The following is a 21,159-nucleotide window of genomic DNA, read 5'->3' as shown; positions in this document are numbered from 1 at the left end:
TGCAGGGGCCTGTCAGTAACTGCTTTCCGGCAAACTCGCAATGATCGACCGATAGCTGTTCATCCGCTGCTGCTGCACGCGGCCGTCTTCCAGCGCCTTGAGCAATGCACAGCCCGGCTCGCGGTCGTGCTTGCAGTCGCGGAAACGGCAGGTGCCGATCAGGTCGTTGAACTCGATGAAACCGGCTTCCACGTCGCTGCGGCTGACGTGGCCGAGGCCGAATTCGCGGATGCCTGGGGAGTCGATCAACTCACCGCCGCCCGGGAAGTGGAACAACCGCGCCGTGGTGGTGGTGTGGGTGCCTTGGCCGGAAAGCTCCGACAGCGGACCCACGCGGGTTTCGACGTCCGGCAGCAGGCTGTTGACCAGCGAGGACTTGCCCACGCCCGATTGGCCGACAAACACGCTGATGCGCCCGTCCAACTGTTGTTGCAGCTGTTCCATGCCGTTGCCGTGATGGGCCGACACTTCCAGCACCGGGTAGCCCAGGGTGCGGTACACCGCCAGCAGCGCATTCAGCGCCGGGGCGTTCTGCTCGTCGATCAGGTCGTACTTGTTCAGCAGCAACAGCGGGCGGATGCCGGCATGTTCAGCCGCGACCAGGTAACGGTCGATCAGGTTGGCGTGGGGCTCGGGCAGTGGCGCGAACACGATCACGATCATGTCGACGTTGGCCGCCACCGGCTTGAGCTGGCCGCGGCTGTCCGGGCGGCGCAGCTCGGTGGTGCGTGGCAACTGGGCCACGATCACGCCGATGCCCTGGTTGCCGGCACGCCAGACCACCTGGTCGCCAGTCACCAGCGCTGGCAGGTTGGCGCGCAAATGGCAGCGGAACACCTGGCCGGCGAGTTCGCCTTCCAGCGCCTCCACTTCGACCTGCACACCAAAGTGCGCGATCACCAGGCCCGTTTGTTCAGGGCCCAGGTCGCCGCCCTCAAGCGCTTCCACGGCGGAGGATTCACGTTTGGCGGCGCGAGCGGCGCGTTCACCTTGAATCTTTTCGATGCGCCAGTTTTGGCGACGATTGAGCTGGCGTTTGGCCATGGGTGTTCCGTGTCGATAATGCAAAGGTTGGGTAAAACGGTCGCGAGTCTAGCACGGCCCCGCCTGCTAAACTGCGCAGCTACGCCAAGGTGCCAAGAGAATAGAGCCATGCAAAACCCACAGAACCTGATTTGGATCGATCTGGAAATGACCGGTCTGAACCCTGACACCGACGTCATCATCGAGATGGCCACCATTGTCACCGACAGCAACCTCAATACCTTGGCCGAAGGTCCGGTGATCGCTATCCACCACAGCGACGCCGTGCTCGCCACCATGGACGAGTGGAACACCCGCACCCATGGCAACTCCGGCCTGACCCAGCGCGTGCGCGACAGCCGCATCAGCATGGCAGAGGCCGAGGCCGAAACCATTGCTTTCCTGGAAAAGTGGGTGCCGAAGGGTAAGTCGCCGATCTGCGGCAACAGCATCTGCCAGGATCGCCGCTTCCTCTATACCCACATGAAGGCGCTGGAAAGCTACTTCCACTACCGCAACCTGGATGTGTCCACCCTTAAGGAGCTGGCTGCGCGCTGGGCGCCGGAAGTCAAAGACAGCTTCCATAAAGGCAGCACGCATTTGGCGCTGGATGATATTCGCGAGTCGATTGCCGAGTTGCAGCATTACCGCAAGCATTTCATCAAGGCCTGATTAAGCGGCGCCTGACATGACGCCTTCGCGAGCAAGCCCGCTCCCACATTTGGATGCGATCAAATGTGGGAGCGGGCTTGCTCGCGAAGGGCGTGATTCGGTCTTTCGCCTGGCGCCCCCTTTTGGTGCCATCACCAAATGATTAGACTGCGCGCCTCTTTGCAAGGATCGCCATCATGCTGTTGATGCTCTACCTCATCGCCATCACCGCCGAAGCCATGACGGGCGCGTTGTCCGCCGGGCGGCGCGGCATGGACTGGTTCGGTGTGGTGTTGATCGCCTGTGTGACAGCATTGGGCGGCGGCTCCGTGCGGGATGTGCTGCTGGGGCATTACCCGCTGACGTGGGTCAAGCACCCCGAATACCTGGTGCTGACCTCCATCGCCGCGCTGGTGACAATCTTCATTGCGCCGCTGATGCGTCGTTTGCGCTCGTTATTCCTGGCGCTGGACGCCCTGGGCCTGGTGGCCTTTACCCTGATCGGCTGCATGACCGCGCTGGAAATGGGCCACGGCATGCTGGTGGCCTCGGTCAGTGGCGTGATCACCGGTGTGTTCGGCGGCATCCTGCGGGACATCTTCTGCAACGACATCCCACTGATCTTCCGCCGTGAGCTGTACGCCAGCGTGTCATTCCTCGCCGCCTGGTTCTACATGCTGTGCCTCTACCTGGAATTGCCCAGCGAGCAAGCGATCCTGCTGACCCTGTTCAGCGGCTTTTTACTCCGCCTGCTGGCGATCCGTTTTCACTGGGAAATGCCCAAGTTCGTCTACAACGACGACGTGCATTAACGGCTGGCGTGCTGGGCCAGCGCCCACTCCACGTGTTCGCGCACCAGCTCAGAAGGGTAGTCCCGCCGGGCTTTCAGGGCTTCCAGCACCGGGATGCTCGACGGCGCATTGCCCAGGCCCACGGCCAGGTTGCGCAGCCAGCGCTCGTAACCGGCGCGGCGTAGCGGCGAGCCTTCGGTGCTGCTGAGGAATTTATCCTCGTCCCACATGAACAGTTCGGCCAGTTCGGCGTTGTCCAGGTTGTGCCGCGGCTTGAAATCACCTTCGGCGGTCGAGCGGGCGAAGCGGTTCCACGGGCACACGATCTGGCAGTCATCGCAGCCGAACACACGGTTGCCGATCAACGGGCGCAGGTCTTCGGGGATCGCGTTCTTCAGTTCGATGGTCAGGTAGGAAATGCAGCGCCGCGCGTCCAGCACATAGGGGCCGACGAAGGCATTGGTGGGGCAGATATCCAGGCACGCCGTGCAGCGGCCGCAGTGTTCGGTGCTGTGGGGTTCGTCAACTGGCAGCGGCAGGTCGACAAACAGCTCGCTCAGGAAAAAATAGCTGCCGGCTTTGCGGTTGAGCACCAGGGTGTTCTTGCCGATCCAACCCAGCCCGGCCTTTTCAGCGATGGCTTTTTCCAGCACGGGGGCGCTGTCGACAAAGGCGCGAAAGCCAAATGGTCCAATCTGCGCCTGGATGCGGTCAGCCAGTTGCTGCACGCGCTTGCGGATCAGCTTGTGGTAGTCGCGGCCCAGGGCGTAGCGCGAGATATAGGCTTTTTCTGGCTTGGCCAGCAACTGCGCCATTTGTGTGTCGCCCGGCAGGTAGTCCATGCGCAGCGACACCACGCGCAGCGTGCCCGGCACCAGCTCATCCGGGTGGGAGCGTTTGCTGCCATGGGCGCCCATGTACTCCATCTCGCCGTGGTAGCCCGCGTCGAGCCAGCGTTGCAGGTGCTGTTCATGCTCGCCCAGGTCCAGGCCGCTGATGCCGACTTGTTGAAAGCCCAACTCGCGGCCCCAGTCTTTGATCGATTGGGCGAGGGCAGGCAGATCGGAGGTAATGGCAGGCATGAGACACAGGAAACCGCAGGTTAGATGCGTATAATTCTGCCAGACATCGGAGCTTGAAGACGCATGCCGCAGACAAAACATGAAATAACCGACGTTCAGCCCCTGTTGCACGGCCATTTGCCGCAACTGGCTGCGCGTTCACCCGACGCTCATAAAGGCCAGTTCGGCCACCTGCTGGTCATCGGGGGGGATCGCGGCTTTGGCGGCGCGGCCTTGCTGAGCGCCGAAAGCGCCTTGCGCAGTGGCGCAGGCATGGTGTCCCTGGGCACGCGTCCCGAGCACGTGCCCGCCGCGTTGGCGCGGTTGCCAGAGGTCATGAGCGTGGGCGTCAGCTCGGCGAATCAGCTAATGGGCTTGCTGGAAAAAATCTCGGTCATCGTCATTGGCCCGGGCCTCGGTGAGGCCGCGTGGGGCAAAAGCCTGCTGTCGGTCGCCGCCAATGCCAAGCAGGCGCAGGTCTGGGACGCCGATGCCTTGAACCAGCTGGCCAAGGGCGGCGTGCAGCTGCCCGACCACTGTGTGATCACGCCGCATCCGGGTGAGGCGGCACGCTTGCTGGGCCTGTCGACAGACGAGGTTCAGGCCGATCGCCTTAAGGTGGTGCGCGCGCTGAGCCAGAAATTCAATGCAGTGGCTATCCTCAAGGGTGCTGGCAGTTTGATTGCCAGTCCGGACGGGCGTGTTTCGCGCTGCGACCAGGGCCATCCGGCGATGGCCACGGCGGGGCTTGGCGACGTGCTGGCCGGCCTGGTGGGCGCGCTGCTCGCCCAAGGCATGCCGGCTTATGAGGCCAGTTGCCTGGCCGTGTGGTTGCACGCCACGGCGGGGGATCGCCAGGGCACCTTTGGTCGCGGCTTGGCTGCCAGCGACTTGATACCCGCCATTCGTCAATTGCTGGAGGAGCAATCGCCGTGTCTGAAGTAATCCTTTTCCTGGCCGATGAAGACGCCATGGTTGCGTTCGGTCAGCGCATTGCCCAGGTGACAGCGGGCGCGGGCCTGATCTTTCTTGAAGGTGACTTGGGCGCGGGCAAGACCACCTTGTCGCGAGGGATTATCCGAGGGCTGGGCCATACAGGGGCAGTAAAAAGCCCTACGTTCACCCTGGTAGAACCCTACGAAATCGGTGATGTGCGGGCCTTCCACTTCGACCTTTATCGTCTGGTAGACCCCGAAGAGCTGGAATACATGGGCATTCGCGACTATTTCGATGAAGACGCGCTGTGCCTGATCGAGTGGCCAGATAAAGGCACAGGCTTTTTGCCAAAGCCGGACCTGACCATTACCATTACGCCGCATGAGCACGGACGTCAGCTGAAGTTGTTGCCCCAGAGCGCGCGCGGCCAGTCGTGGTGCGCCGCTTTGGCATTGGAATTCAAATAATTGGTGGGGTTAGGTATGCGCTTTCGCGCGTTGGTTGCTGTCGTAGGGGTGTTGCTTGCGGCAATGACTGTCAATGCTCTGGCTGCTTCACAGGTGAAAAGTGTTCGCCTGTGGCGAGCGCCGGATAACACGCGACTGGTGTTCGACCTGTCTGGCCCGGTCCAGCACAGTGTCTTTACCCTGACGGCGCCTGATCGCCTGGTGATCGACATCAACGGTGCGACCCTGGCCGCGCCGTTGAAAGTCTCCACCGCTAACACTCCGATTACTGCCATGCGTTCGGCCCAGCGCACGCCGACCGACCTGCGTGTGGTCATCGACCTGAAAAAGGTCGTGACCCCCAAGAGTTTTGTGCTGGCGCCGAACGCGCAATATGGCAACCGGCTGGTGGTCGACCTGTTCGACAACGCTGCCGATGCCAACCCGCCACCCGCTCCGCCTCCGAGCGTAGCGACCGTACCTGCCGTGCCGGTCAACCCCTCGCAGCCGCAGGTGAAATTGCCTCCGCCGCCACCGGCACCAGCCGGTAAACGCGACATTATCGTGGTGATCGACGCCGGCCACGGCGGTGAAGACCCGGGCGCTTCCGGTTCGCGCGGCCAGCATGAAAAAGACGTGGTACTGGCTATCGCCCGTGAGCTGCAACGCCAGGTCAACGCGATGAAAGGCTACCGCGCCGAGTTGACCCGCACCGGTGACTATTTCATCCCGCTGCGCGGCCGTACCGAGATTGCGCGTAAGAAAGGCGCCGACCTGTTTGTGTCGATCCACGCTGACGCCGCGCCTTCGGCTGCCGCCTTCGGTGCCTCGGTGTTTGCCTTGTCGGATCGCGGCGCCACGTCCGAGACCGCCCGTTGGCTGGCCGACAGCGAAAACCGTTCCGACTTGATCGGCGGGGCCGGCAACGTGTCCCTGGACGACAAGGACAAGATGCTCGCTGGCGTGCTGCTCGACCTGTCCATGACCGCTTCGCTGACCTCCAGCCTGAACGTCGGCCAGAAGGTCCTGAGCAACATCGGCCGTGTGACCTCGCTGCACAAACAGCGCGTGGAGCAGGCTGGGTTCATGGTGTTGAAGTCGCCGGACATCCCGTCGATCCTCGTGGAGACCGGGTTTATCTCCAACTCCAACGAGGCGTCCAAGCTGGCCAGCGCGAGCCACCAGCAGGCGTTGGCGCGCTCGATCAGCGCGGGTATCCGCCAGTTCTTCCAGCAGAACCCGCCACCGGGCACGTACATCGCCTGGCTGCGTGATTCCGGGAAAATCGCCCAGGGCCCGCGTGACCATCGGGTGCAGCCCGGTGACACCCTGGCCATGTTGGCGGTGCGTTTCCAGGTCTCACCTGCGACGTTGCGCAGTGCGAACAACCTGAAAACCGACGAGTTGAAAGTCGGCCAGGTGTTGACCATCCCTGGCACTGAATTGGCGGCGCAGTAATGAGCGAATCAGTCTTGAACAACGGCTCGCGCATTGAGCTGCTCAGCCCGCGCCTTGCCAACCAGATTGCCGCAGGCGAGGTGGTCGAGCGCCCTGCATCGGTGATCAAGGAGCTGCTGGAGAACAGCATCGACTCCGGCGCCAAGCGTATTGATGTGGATGTGGAGCAGGGCGGCGTCAAGCTGCTGCGCGTGCGCGATGACGGCAGCGGCATCTCTTCCGATGACCTGCCGCTGGCCCTGGCCCGACACGCCACCAGCAAGATTCGCGACCTCGAAGACCTTGAGCGGGTGATGAGCCTGGGTTTTCGCGGTGAGGCACTGGCGTCCATCAGCTCCGTGGCCCGCCTGACCCTGACATCCCGCACGCGCAGTGCCGACCAGGCCTGGCAGGTGGAAACCGAGGGGCGTGACATGGCGCCGCGAGTCCAGCCGGCCGCCCATCCGGTGGGCACCTCGGTGGAAGTGCGTGACCTGTTCTTCAACACCCCGGCGCGCCGCAAATTCCTCAAGGCCGAGAAAACCGAATTCGATCACCTGCAGGAAGTCATCAAGCGCCTGGCCTTGGCGCGTTTTGACGTGGCATTTCACCTGCGCCATAACGGCAAGACCATTCTCAGCCTGCACGAAGCCCATGACGATGCCGCGCGTGCGCGCCGGGTGTCGGCCATTTGTGGCTCAGGCTTCTTGGAGCAGGCGCTGCCGATTGAAATCGAGCGCAACGGTCTGCGCCTGTGGGGATGGGTCGGTTTGCCGACGTTCTCTCGCAGCCAGGCGGACTTGCAGTACTTCTTCGTGAACGGCCGTGCGGTGCGCGACAAACTGGTGGCCCACGCGGTGCGCCAGGCCTATCGCGACGTGCTGTTCAATGGGCGGCACCCGACGTTTGTGCTTTTTTTTGAGGTCGACCCTTCGGTGGTCGACGTCAACGTGCACCCGACCAAGCACGAAGTGCGCTTCCGTGATGGACGCATGGTGCATGACTTCCTCTACGGCACCTTGCACCGCGCCTTGGGTGATGTGCGTCCGGATGACCAGTTGTCTGCGCCAATTGTGACGGCAGTGGTGCGGCCGAGCGGCCCGGAGGCCGGCGAGTTCGGCCCCCAGGGTGAAATGAGCCTGGCAGGCAACTTGCTGCAATCGCCTGCGCCGCAACCTTCGTACACCGCGCCAGGTTCTGGCTCGGGAGCGGGTTACCAGTACCAATACACCCCGCGTCCGCAGTCGACGGTGCCGGTGGCCGAGGCCCAGGCGGCATACCGCGAGTTTTTCGCGCCGCTGCCAGGTGCCGAGCCGGGCGCGCCTGTTGCCTTGCCGGAGGGCGGTGGGGATATTCCGCCGCTGGGTTACGCGCTGGCCCAGCTCAAGGGCATCTACATCCTGGCGGAAAACGCCCACGGGCTGGTGCTGGTGGACATGCACGCCGCCCACGAGCGGATCATGTACGAGCGTCTGAAGATCGCCATGGCCAGCGAAGGCCTCAGCGGCCAGCCGCTGTTGGTGCCTGAATCCCTGGCCGTGAGCCAGCGGGAGGCCGATTGCGCCGAAGAACACGCCAGCGTGTTCCAGAGCCTGGGCTTTGAGCTGCAACGCCTGGGCCCGGAAACCCTGGCGATCCGCCAGATTCCCGCGTTGCTCAAGCAGGCCGAGGCCAACCGCCTGGTCGCCGACGTGCTGGCGGACCTGATGGAGTACGGCACCAGTGACCGCATCCAGGCCCACATCAACGAATTGCTCGGCACCATGGCCTGCCACGGCGCCATCCGTGCCAATCGCCGCCTGGCGCTGCCGGAAATGAACGGCTTGCTGCGCGACATGGAAAACACCGAGCGCAGCGGGCAGTGCAACCATGGCCGACCGACCTGGACCCAGATGGGCCTGGACGATCTGGACAAACTGTTCCTGCGCGGTCGCTGATGAGTGCCTTGCCCCCCGCTATCTTCCTGATGGGCCCCACGGCCGCCGGCAAGACCGACCTGGCGATCGAGCTGACCAAGGTGCTGCCCTGCGAGCTGATCAGTGTCGACTCTGCCCTGGTTTACCGGGACATGGACATTGGCACCGCCAAGCCGTCCAAGGCGCTGTTGGCCCAATACCCGCATCAGTTGATCGACATCATCGACCCGTCCGAGAGCTATTCGGCGGCGGATTTTCGCACCGACGCCCTTGAGGCCATGGCCGCCATCACCGCGCGGGGCAATATTCCGCTGCTGGTGGGCGGCACGATGCTCTACTACAAGGCTTTGCAGGAAGGGTTGGCCGATATGCCGCCCGCTGACGCCCAGGTGCGCGCCGAGCTTGAAGAAGAGGCTGCACGCCTTGGTTGGCAAGCCCTGCACGACCAGTTGGCAGCGGTAGACCCGGTGTCCGCCGCCCGCATTCACCCCAATGACCCCCAGCGCCTGACGCGCGCCCTGGAAGTCTGGCGGGTGAGCGGGCAGACCATGACTGAACATCGGCTGAAACAAAGTGCGCAAAGTGCTGACGCAGGCGCATCTGGCGCGTCACAATTGCCCTATACTGTGGCGAATCTGGCCATCGCTCCGGCAAATCGCCAGGTGCTGCATGAACGAATTGCACAAAGATTCACAATTATGTTGGAACAGGGGTTTGTGGACGAGGTCGTAGCTCTGCGTTCCAGAGGTGACCTGCATCCAGGGTTACCTTCGATACGTGCTGTAGGCTACCGCCAAGTCTGGGATCATCTGGATGGCAAGCTGACGTCAGCCGAAATGCAGGAGCGCGGCATCATTGCCACGCGCCAATTGGCGAAACGCCAGTTCACCTGGTTGCGCAGCTGGAGTGATTTGCACTGGCTGGACAGCCTGGACAGCGACAATCTGTCACGCGCCTTGAAATACTTGGGAACGGTCTCCATATTGAGCTGAGTCCTTGCAATTGCCGTCTATCCTTGGGGGTGTGACGGCCATAAGCTATCTATTTTCCGATTTTTTATTATTGATCCTTAAAGGAGTGCGGCACATGTCAAAAGGGCATTCGCTACAAGACCCTTACTTGAATACTTTACGTAAAGAGAAAGTGGGGGTTTCCATCTACCTGGTCAACGGTATCAAGCTGCAAGGCACGATCGAGTCGTTCGACCAGTTCGTGATCCTGCTGAAGAACACCGTCAGCCAGATGGTCTACAAGCACGCTATCTCGACAGTCGTTCCAGTCCGTCCAATCCGTCTGCCTAGCGCAACCGGTGACGATGCAGCTGACGCTGAGCCAGGTAACGCCTGATAGGAGTCTCCTTTGTTCTTTGAGCGCCACGGTGGTGGTGAGCGAGTCATCCTCGTTCACTTGGATGGACAGGACCCTGAGGCGCGCGAAGATCCGCAGGAGTTTCAGGAGTTGGCAAATTCGGCCGGCGCCGAGACCGTTGCGTTTTTTAACGTGCCGCGTCATCGGCCAACCGCCAAATTCCTGATTGGCAGCGGCAAGGTCGAGGAACTGCGCGACCTGGTTCATGCCGAAGAAGCCGATCTGGTGATCTTCAATCACACCCTCACGCCCAGTCAGGAACGTAACCTCGAACGTGTCTTCGAGTGTCGCGTGATCGACCGTACCGGCCTGATCCTCGATATCTTCGCCCAACGCGCCCGTACTCACGAAGGCAAGCTCCAGGTAGAACTGGCCCAGCTTGACCACATGAGCACCCGGCTGGTTCGTGGCTGGACTCACCTTGAGCGTCAAGGTGGCGGCATCGGCATGCGCGGTCCGGGTGAAACCCAGCTGGAAACCGACCGTCGACTACTGCGGGTGCGCCTGCGCCAGATCAAGGGCCGCCTGGAGAAAGTGCGCAGCCAGCGCGAGCAATCGCGCCGCGGCCGTTCCCGTGCGGATATCCCGACCGTTTCCCTGGTGGGCTATACCAACGCCGGCAAATCCACGCTGTTCAACAACGTGACCAAGTCCGACGTGTATGCGGCCGACCAACTGTTCGCCACCCTCGACCCTACTTTGCGCCGTCTGGACCTGGCTGACCTGGGGCCGATTGTCCTGGCGGACACGGTGGGTTTCATTCGTCACTTGCCCCACAAGCTGGTCGAGGCATTTCGGTCTACGCTCGAAGAGTCGAGCAATTCCGACCTGCTGTTGCACGTGATCGATGCGGCCGAACCGGATCGCATGTTGCAGATCGAGCAGGTGATGCTGGTACTGGGTGAGATTGGGGCCCAGGACTTGCCGATCCTCGAGGTCTATAACAAACTCGATTTGCTTGAAGGCGTTGAGCCACAAATCCAGCGTGACGAAAACGGCAAGCCCCAGCGGGTCTGGCTGTCGGCGCGTGATGGCAGTGGTTTGGAGCTGCTTGAGCAAGCCATCGCCGAGTTGCTCGGCAGTGATTTGTTCGTCGGCACCTTGCGCTTGCCCCAGCGTTTTGCTCGACTGCGTGCACAGTTTTTCGAGTTGGGCGCGGTACAGAAAGAAGAACACGACGAAGAAGGTGTCAGCTTGCTGGCCGTTCGATTGCCGCGCTCGGAGCTGAATCGGCTGGTCAGCCGTGAAGGCGTGGTGCCGACAGAGTTCATCGAACAACACACTTTGCAATAAAAGCCTCCGAAAGCGGTTGTGCCGCAGTAGCAGGCATTCTGTAGCATTGGTCGGCGCGCCGTGGGTGCGTCTTTGCTTTATCAGATGGAGAGCGCTATGGCTTGGAATGAGCCGGGTGGCAACTCGAATAATCAGGATCCTTGGGGTGGTAAACGCCGCAATAATGGCGACCGCAAGGGGCCACCAGATCTCGACGAGGCCTTCCGAAAGCTGCAGGAAAGCCTGAATGGGTTGTTCGGTGGTGGAAAAAAACGTGGTGGTGACGACGGCGGTCGCACAGGCAAGGGCGGTGGCTATGGCCTGTTGGGCCTGGGTCTTGTCGTGCTGGCGGCCGTATGGCTGTACAGCGCCGTGTACGTCGTGGACGAGCAGGAGCAAGCCGTGGTGCTGCGCTTCGGCAAATACTACGAGACGGTCGGGCCGGGCCTGAATATCTACTTCCCGCCGATCGACAAGAAGTACATGGAGAACGTCACGCGTGAGCGTGCCTACACCAAGCAGGGCCAGATGCTGACCGAAGACGAGAACATCGTCGAAGTCCCGCTGACCGTGCAGTACAAGATCAGCAACCTGCAGGACTTCGTGCTGAACGTTGATCAGCCGGAAATCAGCCTGCAACACGCTACCGAAAGCGCCCTGCGCCATGTCGTCGGTTCTACCGCGATGGACCAGGTGCTGACTGAAGGTCGTGAATTGATGGCCAGCGAAATCAAGGAGCGCCTGCAACGGTTCCTCGATACCTACCGCACCGGCATCACCGTTACCCAGGTGAACGTACAGAGCGCAGCGGCACCGCGTGAAGTGCAGGAAGCCTTTGATGACGTGATCCGCGCCCGCGAAGACGAGCAGCGTTCGCGAAACCAGGCTGAAACCTATGCCAACGGCGTCGTGCCGGAAGCTCGTGGTCAGGCCCAGCGTATCCTCGAGGATGCCAATGGTTACCGTGACGAAGTGGTCTCCCGCGCCAAGGGTGAGGCGGATCGCTTCACCAAACTGGTCGCCGAGTACCGCAAGGCTCCTGAGGTTACCCGTGAGCGTCTGTACCTGGACACCATGCAGGAAGTCTTCAGCAACACCAGCAAGGTTCTCGTGACCGGCAGTAAAGGTGGGCAGAACAACCTGCTGTACCTGCCGCTGGACAAGATGATCGAAGGGGGTCGTAGCGGCACCGGCGCGCCGTCCACCAGTTCGAATGCCGCTGCCAATGAAGCGAGCGCCCGTGCGGCCGCTGACTTGCTGCAACAGCAAACACGTACCAGGGAGAGTCGTTGATGAGCAATAAATCGCTGACAGCCCTGATTGTGGGTGTCGTCGTGGTCATCGCTGCCTGGAACTGCTTCTACATCGTGTCTCAGACCGAGCGCGCGGTGTTGCTGCAATTCGGTCGTGTGGTGCAGGCGGATGTCCAGCCGGGCTTGCATGTGAAGGTCCCCTACGTGAACCAGGTGCGCAAGTTCGACGGCCGCCTGATGACCCTGGATGCACCGACACAACGCTTCCTGACCCTGGAAAAGAAAGCCGTGATGGTTGACGCCTACGCCAAGTGGCGCGTCAAGGACGCCGAGCGTTTCTACACCGCGACTTCCGGCCTCAAGCAGATTGCCGACGAGCGTCTGTCGCGTCGTCTGGAATCGGGCCTGCGTGACCAGTTTGGTAAGCGCACCCTGCACGAGGTGGTCTCCGGTGAACGCGACGCGCTGATGGCCGACATCACGCGCTCGTTGAACGCCATGGCGGAAAAAGAGCTGGGCATCGAAGTGATCGATGTTCGGGTCAAGGCCATCGACCTGCCCAAGGAAGTGAACCGCAGCGTGTTCGAGCGTATGAGCACCGAACGTGAGCGTGAGGCACGTGAGCACCGCGCCAAGGGTAACGAGCTGGCTGAAGGTATCCGTGCAGATGCCGACCGTCAGCGCCGTGTACTGCTGGCAGAAGCCTATCGCGAGTCCGAAGAGGCCCGCGGTGATGGTGATGCTCAAGCCGCGGCGATCTACGCCAAGGCCTACGGCCAGGACCAGGAGTTCTACGCGTTCTACCGTAGCCTGCGCGCTTACCGTGAAAGCTTTGCGAATAAAACCGACGTCATGGTGCTGGACCCAAGTAGCGATTTCTTCCGCTACCTGGAAAAAGCCAAGTAATCAGCTCGTCACTGTGTAGGACCCACTCCGTCGGGCGGCTAAAACGCCTGGCGGGGTGATCCTTTCAGAAAACGGGTGTATGATGCGGCAGCCGGGAAATTCCCGGCTTTTTTGCGTCTGCATGTTTGATTGTTGTTTGGCCGCGCAGACGCCACAGGTTTTTCGAGGAAAGTGCCCGACGAGGCCGCTAGCAGGCCATTTCGTCACGTCGTTCTTGCGCGTTGTTTATGCAGGGGCCGGGCATTTTCTGCTTCACTCAAGGCTCGGCCGAGGGCTGGCCGCCCGGATCATAGGGGAATGGCGTAATGGCAACGGTAGACCGCTGGCTGCTGCCAGATGGCATCGAAGAAGTACTGCCACCGGAAGCTGCGCGCATCGAAGTAGCGCGTCGCCAGGTGTTGGATCTGTTCCAGAGCTGGGGTTACGAGTTTGTCGTGACCCCCCATATCGAGTACCTGGAATCCCTGCTGACCGGCGCGGGCCAGGACCTGGATCTGCGCACCTTCAAGGTCATCGACCCGCAGTCGGGCCGGCAAATGGGTTTCCGTGCTGACATCACCCCGCAAGTGGCGCGCATCGATGCGCACACCCTGCGTCGTGAAGGCCCGAGCCGCCTGTGCTATGCCGGCAGTGTGCTGCATGCACAGCCGCGTGCCTTGTCGTCGTCCCGCAGCCCGATCCAGTTGGGCGCCGAGTTGTACGGCGACGCCAGCCCGAGCAGCGACGTTGAAGTGATCAGCTTGATGCTGGCCATGCTGCAACTGGCTGACGTGCCGGATGTGCACATGGACCTGGGCCATGTCGGTATCTACCGTGGCCTGGCCCGTGCGGCCGGTTTGTCCGGTGAAGTGGAGCAACAGTTGTTCGATGCCCTGCAACGCAAGGCCATCGATGAAGTGATCGCCCTGACCGCTGGCGTGCCTGCCGATCTGGCTGACATGCTGCGTGCGCTGGTGAACCTGTGCGGTGGCCGTGAGGTGCTGGTAGCTGCCCGCGAGCGCCTGGCCAATGCGCCGGCGCCGGTATTGGCTGCGCTGGACGACGTGCTGGCGATTGCCGAGCAGTTGTCGGCGCGGTTCCCGGACCTGCCGCTGTACTTTGACCTGGGTGAGTTGCGCGGCTACCACTACCACACCGGTGTGGTATTCGCCGTGTTTGTACCGGGTGTTGGCCAAGCCATCGCCCAAGGCGGTCGTTATGACGATATCGGCGCTGACTTCGGTCGCGCGCGTCCCGCGACTGGCTTTTCTACCGATTTGAAAACCCTGGTGACCCTGGGGCGTGCTGAGGTCGAGCTACCGTCTGGTGGCATCTGGATGCCCGACAGTACGGACGCAGCACTCTGGCAGCGGGTTTGCCAGTTGCGCAGTGAGGGTCAGCGTGTCGTCCAGGCCTTGCCTGGGCAGCCATTGGCCGCCGCCCGTGAAGCGGACTGCGACCAGCAATTGATTCTGCAGAACGGGCTTTGGCAAGTATCGCCACTGGCTTCTTGAGTTTTCCTGCCGGCCATCGCCGGCACCAAGTTTGCGCGAATGAGGACAAGTGTTATGGGTAAGAATGTCGTAGTCCTGGGCACCCAATGGGGTGATGAGGGCAAAGGCAAGATCGTTGATCTGCTGACCGAACATGCTGCCGCCGTAGTGCGCTACCAAGGTGGCCACAACGCTGGCCACACCCTGGTCATCGATGGCGAAAAAACCGTCTTGCACCTGATCCCGTCGGGTGTACTGCGCGAAGGCGTGCAGTGCCTGATCGGCAACGGCGTGGTGGTTGCACCTGACGCCCTGCTGCGCGAGATCACCAAGCTGGAAGAGAAAGGCGTACCGGTGCGCGAGCGCCTGCGTATCAGCCCGTCCTGCCCGCTGATCCTGTCCTTCCACGTTGCGCTGGACCAGGCCCGTGAAAAGGCTCGTGGCGAGCTGAAGATCGGCACCACCGGTCGTGGCATCGGCCCGGCCTACGAAGACAAGGTTGCCCGTCGTGGCCTGCGTGTGGGCGACCTGCTCAACATGCCGCGTTTTGAAGACAAGCTGCGTGAACTGGTGGATTACCACAACTTCATGTTGGTGGGTTACTACAAAGAGCCGGCCATCGAGTTCGAAAAGACCCTGGCCGAGTGCAAGGAATACGCTGAGCTGCTCAAGCCGCTGATGCTGGACGTGACCGCCGAACTGCACGACCTGCGTCGCGCCGGCAAGGACATCATGTTCGAAGGCGCCCAAGGCTCCCTGCTGGACATCGACCACGGCACCTACCCGTACGTGACCAGTTCCAACACCACCGCTGGTGGCGTTGCCACCGGTTCGGGCGTTGGCCCGATGTTCCTGGACTACATCCTGGGCATCACCAAGGCTTACACCACGCGCGTAGGTTCCGGTCCGTTCCCGACTGAGCTGTTCGACGAAGTCGGTGCGCACCTGGCCAAGCAAGGCCACGAGTTCGGCGCCACCACCGGCCGTGCTCGTCGTTGCGGCTGGTTCGACGCGGTTATCCTGCGTCGCGCTATCGATGTGAACAGCATCTCGGGCATCTGCCTGACCAAGCTGGACGTACTCGACGGCCTGGAAACCATCAACATCTGCACCGGCTACAAAGATGCACAAGGTAAAGATGTGGCGCCGACCGACGCTGACAGCTACGTAGGCCTGCAGCCTGTGTACGAAGAAGTGCCGGGCTGGACTGAATCGACCGTGGGCGCCAAGACCCTGGAAGAGCTGCCAGCCAACGCTCGCGCTTACATCAAGCGTGTGGAAGAGCTGATCGGCGCGCCAATCGACATTATTTCGACGGGCCCGGACCGTAACGAGACCATCGTTCTGCGTCACCCGTTCGCTTAATAAGCTGTTGATGTAGAAAGCAAAGGGCTCCTTCGGGAGCCCTTTGTCGTTTCTGGCTGGCAAACGGCACGACCCTTGCTATGGTTCTTTCTTTCGCGGTGCTATCAAATTAATGGCACCCGTGATGGAGGGATTCCCTGTGTCTGCCGTTCTCTCATTGTTACAAAGCCGGCTGTTGCGGCCGGTGTTCGTTACCCTAGGTATCGCTCTTTTGGTGCAAGTGCTGGTGGCCGTCGCCCTGACGCGGAGCACCGTCACTGCGTTGGAAGCGGATCTGGGCAATCGCCTGGGTATCGACAGCCAGAAGCTGTCTGGCGAGCTGGCGCAAGCTGGCAAGGAAGTGACGTCCAGCCTGGACAGCCTATCGACCAGTACCCGTCAGCGCCTGACTGCGGGGCTTTCGACTCGCCTGCAGGAAGAGCAGAAGCAACTGCGTGCGACCCTGGAAAAAGACCTGAAAGACTCTGCCAATGACATGGCGCAACTGCTGGCTTCGGTGGCGCCCCGGGCCATGTGGGACAGCGATGTACCGACGCTGTCGGAGTTTGCTCGGCGTGCCCAGCGCAACCCCAACGTACTGTTCGTGGTCTACGACGACGCGGCGGGCGAGCATTTGACCCGCTACCTCAATCGTGAAAACCCCATCAACCAGGCGCTGCTGGAAAAGGGCAAGGGCGACCGCGCCCTGGATAAAGTGCTGGATGCGGCGAAAGATGACCCTTCCGTGTTCTACGTCGAAGCGTCCATCAGCCCCAACGGCGTGGAGATCGGGAAGGTGCGCATGGGTGTTTCCACTGCGGCGGTGGAGGCCGATTTGGCTGCGCTGGACAAGCGCTTCGCCGCGCTGATCGCCAGCGGCGACCAGTTAGTGGGTGACAGCCTCAAGGGCGCAGCGGCCGACAGTGCTGCGGCCATGGGCGCGCGCCTGCAATCTGCGCAAGCCACTGCCACCCAGATGACCGCCAACACCACCAGTGCCGTACAGGACGCCGCTGGTACCTTGCGCTGGCGCATCGGCATGGGCCTGGCGTTGGTCGGTTTTGGTGTGTTGCTGTTGATCGCCATCGTGCTGGGGCGTCGTGTGGTCAACCGTTTGAAGCTGCTCATTGCGGCCATGGATGACTTGGCGGCGGGCGAGGGCGACCTGACCAAGCGTGTGCAGATTAGCAGCAAAGACGAAATCGGCGACATGGCGTCGGCCGTCAATCGCTTTGTGGATAAGTTGCAGCCGATCGTGCGCGAAGCGGGGGATGTGGCCCAGCGCACCGGCGTGGAAATCGGCGCCTTGACCTTACGCAATGCCGGTGCTGATGCAGCGGCTGGCTTGCAGCGCGATGAAGTGGCCGAGAGCTTGCGTGCGCTGTCGCAAATGGCCGATGAAGCCCAGGCTGAAAGCCACGCCATGCAGGCGGCGTTGCAACAGGTGGTGGATATTCGCCAGGCCACGGATGAGAACTCACGCACTTCGGCGGAAGTCGGCAGTTTGATCGAAGCGTTGGCAGGGCAGGTGCAGGCTGGGTCCACAGTGATCGAGCGGCTCGCGCAGCAAAGCGAGCAGATTGAAGTGGTGTTGACGGTGATCCATGGCATTGCCGAGCAAACCAACCTGCTGGCCCTCAATGCGGCAATCGAAGCGGCGCGCGCTGGTGAAACCGGGCGCGGCTTTGCCGTAGTGGCAGACGAGGTGCGTGCGTTGGCGAGCAAGACCCAAAGCTCCACCGGCGACATCCAGGCGCATATCGTGGCGTTGCAGCAAGGTGCGCGTGAGGCAGTGGAGACCATCGGCAAGGCCGGGCGCCAGGCCAGTGAAGGGTTGCTGGTGCTGCGTGAAAGCGTGCGGCTGCAACAGACGGTGCAGGCTTCGGTGGAGCAGGTGCATGCGGCGATTGGTTTGGCGACGCGTGCGGCCGAACATCAGGCTCAGGGCGCCCATGCGGTGCGTGGTCGGGTCGAGGTGATCCATGCCCAGGCCGAGCGGGCGGCGCAGGCGGTGGTGGAAACCACGGCCAGTGGCAAGGTGCTGGATGGGTTGGCGGCGCAGTTGAAGGCGAGTCTGGGGCAGTTCAGGGCTTAGCGTCGTCAGTGCCGGCCCCTTCGTGAGCAAGCCCGCTCCCACATTTGGAATGCATTTCAAAATGCGGGAGCGGGCTTGCTCGCAAAAGCGATCTCAACGGCTCAGATACATCCGAGTCGTGAGCAAATACACCGGCAACCCTGACACTAGAATCAACAGCGCCGCATAAGGCGCCGCCGCCGCAAACTCTACATTCGAGGTATGCGCCCACACCGCTGTCGCCAATGTATTCAACCCTGTCGGGCTAAGCAGCAACGTCGCGGTCAATTCCTTCATCGCATCCAGGAATACCAATGCAAATGCAGCGCCGAGCGCCGGGAAAATAATCGGTAAGGTCACCCGGCAAAACGCACTGAACGATGAAGCCCCCAGCGTGCGTGCAGCCTCTTCAAGCTGCGGAGCAGCCTTGTTCAGCGCCGTACGGATCGGCGCCTGGGCCAGCGGCAAAAACAGCAGCGCATAAGCGATCAACAGCAGTGCCGAGGTCTGATACAGCGCCGGCACGTAATGCAGGGCGAAATACACCAGTGTCAGCGCAATCACCAGGCCGGGCAGGGCGTGCAGCAAGTAAGGCAGGCGTTCAGCCCAGATCGCCAACGGGCCTTTATAGCGCACCACCAACAGCCCGACAGGTACCGCCAGCACCAGGCACAACGCCGCGCCCCCCAGAGACAGCGCCAGTGATGACAGCAGCGCCTCACCGATCTCGGCAGCCGGAAACGCTGCCGACGAACCCACGGCCAGCCAGTAGCCGAGCATCCCCAGCGGTATACCGCTGCCGATGATTGCCAGCACCAGACAATAGAGTTGCCCTAGCGGCGCCCACTTGCCCAGCCTTACTTGTTCGGCGTGCCGCGCCGCGCCCTGGCCGATGCGCACGTGTCGGCCTTTGCCGCGCACGCGCAACTCCAGCCACAGCAGGGTCAGGCACATCACCAGCAGCACCGCCGACAGCATCGCGGCGTTGGCATTGCTGAATTCCAGTTCAAATTGCTGGTAGATCGCCGTGGTGAAGGTCTGCAGGCCGATGATCGACAGGGCGCCGAATTCCACCAGCATGTGCAGCGCGATCAGCAGTGCACCGGCCAGTAGCGAAGGCCACAGCAGTGGCAGCGTAACGCGCAAAAACACGCCCCAGCGATTCAGTCCCAGGGTGCGGGCCGATTCTTCCAGGGAAGGGTCAAGATTGCGCAATGTCGCCGCCACCGGCAGAAACACCAGCGGGTATTTGGACAGGCTCATCACCAGGATCGCGCCGCCCAGGCCTTCGAAATTCGCGCTGAGCGACACCCAAGTAAAGCTGCTGACAAACGCCGGCACCGCAAACGGCAGGCACAGAATCACACCCCAGATGCGCCGCCCCGGCAGGTTGCTGCGTTCCAGCAGCCAGGCCAGCGACAGGCCGATCACGCCGCAAGTCACTGTGACCCCGACCATCAGCGCCAGGGTGTTGCGCAGCAGCCCGAAGACATAAGGCCGCCACAACAGGTGCAGGGCCTGCGCCCAGCCGGCTTGCCACGCTTTGAGCCCGACATACACCAGCGGCAGCAGGCTGAGGCCCACCAGCAACAGTACTGGCAGCAGCAGCCAGATCGACGGGCGTTTGCGCCTGGGGCTCAAGCCCCCACGCAGGGTGGGGGCGGTCAACGATGGGGTCATCAGTTCAAGCCAACGTCACGTTCCAGGTCCAGGGCTTCTTCAGCATTGCCAAGGTCCGCCGGGGTGACTTTCGGTGGTTGCAGTTCGCTGAAAGGCTTGAGGCCGCGGTTGGATTCCATGCCCTTGCGCAACGGGTATTCGGCCGAGGTATTGGTGATCACGCGCTGGCCTTCTTCACTGGCCATGAACGCCAGCAATTGCTGGGCTTCCTTGGGGTGCTTGCTGGATTTGAGCGCGGCGGCGGACGACACGGTGATCAGGCCGCCGACATCGCCGTTGGTGAAGTAGTGCAGTTGGGAGTCCAGGTTGGTTTTTTCTTTCTTCAGGGCGAACCAGTAGTAGTTGTTCACCAGCACGGTGGCCACTTCGCCGTTTTCCACGGCTTTGAGGGCGACCATGTTGTTGCTGTACACCTTGCCGAATGCGCGCAGGCCGGTCAGCCATTCTTCGGCCGCTTCACGACCGTGCAACTTGATGATCGCCACGGCCTGCTCCTGGAAGGCGCCGCTGGTGGGCACGAAGCCGACCTTGCCTTGCCACTCGGGGCCGGCGAAATCCATTACGGACTTGGGCAGGTCTTTCTCGGCGATCAATTTCGGGTTGAAGGCCACGACGCGGGTGCGTGCGGTCACGCCCATCCAGTCGCCATTGGCACCTACGTAATCCTTGGGCAGTATGTCGAGGGTGCTGGCGTCGATCTTGGCCAGCAGGCCTTGTTCGCCGAGTTTGTTCAGAGGCGGCGATTCTTCGGTGTAGATCACGTCGGCAGGGGAGCGGTCGCCTTCTTCCACGACTTGGCTGGCCAGCTGGTTGCTGCTGCCTTTGCGCACGTTGACGTGAATGCCGGTCTTGGCTTCGAAGGCCTTGGCGAGTTCGTCGCCAACTTCTTTATGCTGGCCGTTGTACAGGGTCAGGGAGACTTTGTCGGCGGAGTAGGCGGTGGGAGAGAGCAGGGTCAGGCCGAGCAGAGTGATGGTCAGGCCACGCAGAAGGGATGTCTTGAGACGGGTATCGCGGATCATCATCCGGGGTGTTCCTCACTTGAGTGCAACAAATCGTTGCAAGGATAAACGATAAAGTTTCTCAGGTGCGGACGAGGAGGGAATCGGGGGAATAAGTTTTCAAACCCCGGAAACGAAAAAACCCGCTTTCGCGGGTTTGATCTGAATGTGGTGCCCAGGAGAAGACTCGAACTTCCACGACCGTAAGGTCACCAGCACCTGAAGCTGGCGTGTCTACCAATTTCACCACCTGGGCTTGTCAGCAGCGCTTGCGCTGTTGATGGAGCGAACTATACGGAGGGCTTTTTGATCTGTAAACCCCTGATTCGAAAATATAAATCAAAAATCTCGTTAAAAATCAAAGGCCTGAAACGCAAAAACCCGCTTTCGCGGGTTTCTGGAGACTCAAGGCATAACCTTGAGTTTGAAATTGGTGCCCAGGAGAAGACTCGAACTTCCACGACCTTGCGATCACCAGCACCTGAAGCTGGCGTGTCTACCAATTTCACCACCTGGGCAGCATCAACA

18 protein-coding genes and 2 tRNA genes are annotated in these 21,159 nt (G+C 61.6%); 14 read left to right on the top strand and 6 right to left on the bottom strand.

Annotation, left to right across the window (positions count from 1 at the left end; genetic code table 11):
* Positions 1–12: 12 nt before the first annotated feature.
* The gene (gene rsgA, locus ACVWVP_RS07110) at positions 13–1,044 is read right to left on the bottom strand and encodes a small ribosomal subunit biogenesis GTPase RsgA (RefSeq protein ID WP_178918673.1); all 1,032 of its coding nucleotides are present in this window, start codon (positions 1,042–1,044) and stop codon (positions 13–15) included.
* Between the two features lie 108 nt (positions 1,045–1,152).
* Here rsgA and orn point away from each other — a divergent pair, with 108 nt between their 5' ends.
* Both orn and ACVWVP_RS07100 read left to right on the top strand, forming a co-directional pair.
* Positions 1,153–1,695 (top strand): oligoribonuclease, encoded by a 543-nt coding sequence (orn, locus tag ACVWVP_RS07105; RefSeq protein ID WP_010213620.1) that lies wholly within the window; start codon positions 1,153–1,155, stop codon positions 1,693–1,695.
* A gap of 173 nt (positions 1,696–1,868) precedes the next feature.
* Positions 1,869–2,486, top strand: coding sequence for a trimeric intracellular cation channel family protein (locus ACVWVP_RS07100; protein WP_176997469.1), 618 nt, complete (start codon positions 1,869–1,871; stop codon positions 2,484–2,486).
* On the opposite strand, the gene queG is transcribed toward ACVWVP_RS07100, so the two are convergent.
* Positions 2,483–3,547 carry a tRNA epoxyqueuosine(34) reductase QueG gene (gene queG / locus ACVWVP_RS07095; protein ID WP_176997140.1) on the bottom strand — a complete coding sequence of 355 codons (1,065 nt, stop codon included), beginning with the start codon at positions 3,545–3,547 and terminating at the stop codon, positions 2,483–2,485. The two genes, ACVWVP_RS07100 and queG, sit on opposite strands and share 4 nt — an antisense overlap.
* A gap of 63 nt (positions 3,548–3,610) precedes the next feature.
* Between queG and ACVWVP_RS07090 the strand changes: the two genes are divergently transcribed.
* The 12 genes from ACVWVP_RS07090 to ACVWVP_RS07035 all read left to right on the top strand — a co-directional run bounded on the left by ACVWVP_RS07090 (position 3,611) and on the right by ACVWVP_RS07035 (position 17,971).
* Positions 3,611–4,471 (top strand): NAD(P)H-hydrate dehydratase, encoded by an 861-nt coding sequence (locus ACVWVP_RS07090; protein WP_457404954.1) that lies wholly within the window; start codon positions 3,611–3,613, stop codon positions 4,469–4,471.
* Positions 4,459–4,929, top strand: coding sequence for a tRNA (adenosine(37)-N6)-threonylcarbamoyltransferase complex ATPase subunit type 1 TsaE (gene tsaE, locus ACVWVP_RS07085; RefSeq protein WP_178918675.1), 471 nt, complete (start codon positions 4,459–4,461; stop codon positions 4,927–4,929). The genes ACVWVP_RS07090 and tsaE overlap by 13 nt, the downstream gene beginning before the upstream one ends.
* 15 nt (positions 4,930–4,944) lie before the next feature.
* Positions 4,945–6,366, top strand: a complete 1,422-nt coding sequence (locus ACVWVP_RS07080) for an N-acetylmuramoyl-L-alanine amidase (protein ID WP_259172663.1) — start codon at positions 4,945–4,947, stop codon at positions 6,364–6,366.
* Positions 6,366–8,282 (top strand): DNA mismatch repair endonuclease MutL, encoded by a 1,917-nt coding sequence (mutL, locus tag ACVWVP_RS07075; RefSeq protein WP_405046563.1) that lies wholly within the window; start codon positions 6,366–6,368, stop codon positions 8,280–8,282. Before ACVWVP_RS07080 ends, mutL begins: the two co-directional genes overlap by 1 nt.
* Positions 8,282–9,253, top strand: coding sequence for a tRNA (adenosine(37)-N6)-dimethylallyltransferase MiaA (gene miaA, locus ACVWVP_RS07070; protein WP_178918677.1), 972 nt, complete (start codon positions 8,282–8,284; stop codon positions 9,251–9,253). Before mutL ends, miaA begins: the two co-directional genes overlap by 1 nt.
* 94 nt (positions 9,254–9,347) lie before the next feature.
* Positions 9,348–9,608, top strand: a complete 261-nt coding sequence (hfq, locus tag ACVWVP_RS07065) for an RNA chaperone Hfq (protein WP_176997135.1) — start codon at positions 9,348–9,350, stop codon at positions 9,606–9,608.
* A 12-nt stretch (positions 9,609–9,620) separates the two neighbouring features.
* Positions 9,621–10,922, top strand: coding sequence for a ribosome rescue GTPase HflX (hflX, locus tag ACVWVP_RS07060; protein ID WP_178918678.1), 1,302 nt, complete (start codon positions 9,621–9,623; stop codon positions 10,920–10,922).
* Between the two features lie 96 nt (positions 10,923–11,018).
* Positions 11,019–12,194 (top strand): FtsH protease activity modulator HflK, encoded by a 1,176-nt coding sequence (gene hflK / locus ACVWVP_RS07055; RefSeq protein WP_457404950.1) that lies wholly within the window; start codon positions 11,019–11,021, stop codon positions 12,192–12,194.
* Positions 12,194–13,060, top strand: a complete 867-nt coding sequence (gene hflC, locus ACVWVP_RS07050; protein ID WP_016976907.1) for a protease modulator HflC — start codon at positions 12,194–12,196, stop codon at positions 13,058–13,060. Before hflK ends, hflC begins: the two co-directional genes overlap by 1 nt.
* 305 nt (positions 13,061–13,365) lie before the next feature.
* Positions 13,366–14,553, top strand: coding sequence for an ATP phosphoribosyltransferase regulatory subunit (locus ACVWVP_RS07045; RefSeq protein ID WP_176997132.1), 1,188 nt, complete (start codon positions 13,366–13,368; stop codon positions 14,551–14,553).
* A 54-nt stretch (positions 14,554–14,607) separates the two neighbouring features.
* The gene (locus ACVWVP_RS07040) at positions 14,608–15,897 is read left to right on the top strand and encodes an adenylosuccinate synthase (protein WP_176997131.1); all 1,290 of its coding nucleotides are present in this window, start codon (positions 14,608–14,610) and stop codon (positions 15,895–15,897) included.
* Between the two features lie 139 nt (positions 15,898–16,036).
* Positions 16,037–17,971 (top strand): methyl-accepting chemotaxis protein, encoded by a 1,935-nt coding sequence (locus tag ACVWVP_RS07035; protein WP_178918680.1) that lies wholly within the window; start codon positions 16,037–16,039, stop codon positions 17,969–17,971.
* Between the two features lie 93 nt (positions 17,972–18,064).
* Here the strand turns inward: ACVWVP_RS07035 and ACVWVP_RS07030 are convergent, their stop codons facing one another.
* The 4 genes from ACVWVP_RS07030 to ACVWVP_RS07015 form a co-directional block, all read right to left on the bottom strand.
* A complete protein-coding gene (locus ACVWVP_RS07030) occupies positions 18,065–19,630 on the bottom strand; it encodes an ABC transporter permease (RefSeq protein ID WP_457404946.1) in 1,566 nt (521 codons plus the stop codon).
* On the bottom strand, positions 19,630–20,655 hold the full coding sequence (locus ACVWVP_RS07025) for an iron ABC transporter substrate-binding protein (RefSeq protein ID WP_457404944.1): 1,026 nt from the start codon (positions 20,653–20,655) through the stop codon (positions 19,630–19,632). Before ACVWVP_RS07025 ends, ACVWVP_RS07030 begins: the two co-directional genes overlap by 1 nt.
* 145 nt (positions 20,656–20,800) lie before the next feature.
* Positions 20,801–20,887 (bottom strand) — tRNA-Leu (locus ACVWVP_RS07020).
* Positions 20,888–21,062: 175 nt separating this feature from the next.
* Positions 21,063–21,149 (bottom strand) — tRNA-Leu (locus tag ACVWVP_RS07015).
* Between the last annotated feature and the right edge of the window lie 10 nt (positions 21,150–21,159).

It is taken from the genome of Pseudomonas sp. TE24901, from assembly GCF_054058375.1.
Note: the sequence above shows the minus strand (reverse complement) of the source record. Positions and strands in the feature narration are given on the sequence as shown.